1 protein-coding gene and 1 pseudogene are annotated in these 3,483 nt (G+C 62.1%); one reads left to right on the top strand and one right to left on the bottom strand.

The annotated features are described in order from the left end of the window. Positions 1–2,389 (top strand): AAA family ATPase (locus FHS55_RS23170; RefSeq protein ID WP_210287144.1); only part of this gene is annotated, 2,389 nt, incomplete at its 5' end. 147 nt (positions 2,390–2,536) lie between these two features. On the opposite strand, the pseudogene FHS55_RS23960 reads toward FHS55_RS23170, so the two are convergent. Continuing rightward, a pseudogene (locus tag FHS55_RS23960) lies at positions 2,537–3,375 on the bottom strand (nucleotidyltransferase domain-containing protein). Positions 3,376–3,483 lie beyond the last annotated feature (108 nt).

Below are 3,483 nucleotides of genomic sequence, written 5' to 3'. Positions count from 1 at the left end.
CTACCCTGGCCCGGATCTTACCGGTGAGCCGCCAAACGGTTCCAGGATCCTGCCTGACGCGGGTGAGCTGTTTCGTGACGATGAGGGGCGGCCGTTCACTCCCGCCCTTCGCGAGCTTCGTTCGCTCGGCCGCCGCTGGGTGGCATGGCGGCTGGAATGGCGGAACGGACCAGATAACAAGCCAACCAAGCCTCCAGTCAATCCGCGGACGGGCGGTATGGCCAGCCATTCCAATCCGGCGACGTGGGGCACCTATGAGGAGGCGGTCGATTGCTGTCGCCAGCTTAAGCTGGCTGGCATCGGTTTCGTGCTGACCGACGATGACGACATTGCCGGCTATGACCTCGACAACTGCCGCGACAAGGCCACAGGCGTCGTTGCGCCATGGGCGCAGGCGATTCTCGACCTCGCCGAGACCTATGCCGAGGTAAGTCCGTCCGGCACCGGCATTCGCATGCTGTCACACGGCAAGCCGCCGAAGGCCACCAAGGTCGACGCGGCGGGCATCGAGATCTATGCGACCAAGCGTTACCTGACGATCACCGGCGACCATGTGCCGGGCACGCCGGGCAGCATCAAGCAAGCCCCGAAGACCTATGCCGCACTGCTTGCACGTGCGGCGGAGTTCAACGCGCGCAAGGCCGGCGACGCTGGCGCCGCCGAGCTGCCCCGCCCTGCCGCACCGGAGATCAACCGAACACAGGCGACGGCGCCTGACCGCCGGCCTGGCGACTTTTTCCGCGCCGTAAACGATGCGGCGTTGGCGAACCTGTCGTCATGGGTGCCCTCAATCTTTCCGGCGGCACGAACATCCGCTGGCACGGGCGGCTATCGCATCACCTCCCGCATGTTGGGGCGCAACCTGCAGGAGGATCTGTCGATCACCCCACAGGGAATCACGGATTGGGGTGTGGCCGATATGGGCGACGCCCGCGAAGGACGCCGTACCGCGCTCGACATCGTCCAAGAACATGGCGGTGTAGTCGCCATCGTCCATGCGGCCCTGTGGCTCTGCGAGAAACTCGGCCGGTCGCCTGAGAGCTTCGGTTGGCAGGATGACCAGCGCGATGCCGAGACCGAGGCGCTCGGCAACGAGATCGCGGACAATCTCGACCGCATTTTGCAGGGCGAGGACGGCGTCTGGTACGACGCCCAGACCGGTGAGGCGGTGTCAGTTTCGGGATCGCCGCCACACGCCGACGTCGACGGCCTCGCCGGCTTTATGTTCGATGGCACGGTTCCCACCGCGCCGCCGTCCATGCTGGTCAAGTCCCTCGTCCCGTTCGAAGGCATTGTGTTCATCGGTGGCCAGTCCGGCGCCGGCAAGACGTTCATCGCCGTCGACCTCGCGGTAAGCCTGGCCAGCGGCACGTCGTTCTTCGGTCTCAAGGTGAGGGAGCGGGTCGGCGTGGTGATCCTCGCGGCAGAGGGAAGCGGTACGCTAGCCTCGCGCGTGCATGTTGCTCGCGAACATAAGATAAGCACCAGATCGCTTCCAATCTCATGGTTCCCGGATGTCCCGGATCTTGCGAAACTGCGAGAAGTCCACGCTCTGATCGAGCGGCTGCGCAAGGTTGCTAAGCACCTCCGACGCGAACATGGTGTTCGGCTGGGGGCTGTCATCATCGACACCCTCGCCGCCGCCTTCTCGATTGAGGACGAGAACAGCAATGCGGAGGCCGCCAAGGCCATCCGGCTCATGAATCTCATGTCTGAGAAGCTTGGTGTCGTGGTGATGCCGGTTCATCACTATGGCAAAGGTAGCGACACGGGGCTGCGCGGCGCTAGCGCGTGGCGGGCCGGAGCTGATGCGGTACTTTCGGTTTCTGCCGAGCGTGATCAGACTAGCGGTCATTGCAGCAATCGCCGGCTGGCGTTGACCAAGTCCCGCGTTGGGCCCGAGGGCTGGTCCATGGCGTTCGGCTTGTTCTTCGTGCCCCTCGGCGCGGATGCAGACGGAGAGACTTATGGCGCCTGCTATGTCCAGCCCTTGAATGGCTCAGAGTGCAGGCTGGCCACCATGCCGAAGGATAAGAAGAATAATATTCCTCGAGCGGCAAGGGTTTATCTGAATGCAATGAAGATCGTTCTTGGAGAGAAGGGTGAAAAACTCCGTCCCTTCGGCTCAGAAGGCCAGGAAGTTACGGCGGTGGATCGCGCGGACATCCGGAAGGAGTTCGATCTGTCCTATACTGCCGACGGTGACACGGATGAGAAGAAACAGGATTGCCGTCGCAAGGCGTTCGGGCGCGGTGAGAACTGGGTGTTCGACAAGAAGTGGACAGCCACTCGCGAGGTCAATGGCCGCCAAATGGTCTGGCTGGTCAGGGAGCCTGTCGATGATCCGAACCACGAGCAACATGCCGGACAACAGGACAGCCCCTCATAGGGGGGCTGTCCTGTCCGTCCGGCTGACGGACGACCGGACAGGGTGGACAATGTCTGAAATGTCCGAGGTGTCCGGATGTCCCGAGCTCCGCTGATAACTGCAAGCCGATTGCCCGTCACAAATCCAGCCGAATGATATCGCGCCTCGTTAGAGCCAAGATGGCGGCGCTTGACCATCTGCAGCACTTCCGCACCTATCGTCGGAATGTTTGCATGCGATTGCATCTGATCGATAACCATCCGTCCCTATCCACCGGCGAAGAAGCGCATTCGCGTCCTTCTCGGCCTCAAGCGGCGACGTGCTCCGGTTCCGGCCAAAAACGCGGGCCGCGATATCGAACTCGGCGTCGACGAAGCGTGAGATCGTCTCCGGCAAGATCATTGTTCCCAGTTCGTGCGTCCGCGCCTTCTGCGCGAGAAGCGACGCAACCAGGTCCCGGATCTCGGGTGGAGGCGAGGTTTCGGCCATCAAGGTCGGGAAGTGCATCGGCGGCACATTGCCCTGCGGATGACGCCGCAGCCACCGCAACGCTGCTGCCGGCCGCAAGGCGTAGAAGAGCCGTTTCAGCGGAACCGATGCACCATCGCTGAAATAGCTCCGCCGCTGCCGGAGACCGAGGTGCAGATAATGACGTGCAACCAGGTCGCGGCTTGCATGGCGTTGGCGAACGCAAGGAGTTCGTTCCGGAATTGCCCCGATCCGGCGTAGTTGATGGGGCTCTGCAGCCATTCGAGGGCCGTGACGTTTCCTTTCAGCATCAGCTTCAAGGTTTTGGCCAGATCCCAGCCATTGATGTCAAAGACGCCATCGCTGGGCAGCTCGATGACATCGCGAGGTGGAGAAAGACAGAGATAGTGCTCAAGGTGTCGAATGAAGATGAAGCGGCAATCATAGTCGCTGTCCGGTGAGGCAAAACCCCACGCCCGGCTGCCGGACTCAGCGGCGAGAAGAAGCGTAACGTCCTCCTGGCACTGGAGATTGGTCAACCGTCGGTCGATCTCGCCAAGCCTTCGGGGGAAAAGCCAATGGGAATGTGTCTCAGGCTGGTGTTGGCGAGTGCCTCCTTCGGCGGAAATGACGTGAGTCCTATAGCA

Origin of the sequence: Ancylobacter tetraedralis (assembly GCF_014195655.1) — a bacterium.
GTDB classification, from domain to species: Bacteria; Pseudomonadota; Alphaproteobacteria; order Rhizobiales; family Xanthobacteraceae; genus Ancylobacter; species Ancylobacter tetraedralis.
Note: the sequence above shows the minus strand (reverse complement) of the source record. Positions and strands in the feature narration are given on the sequence as shown.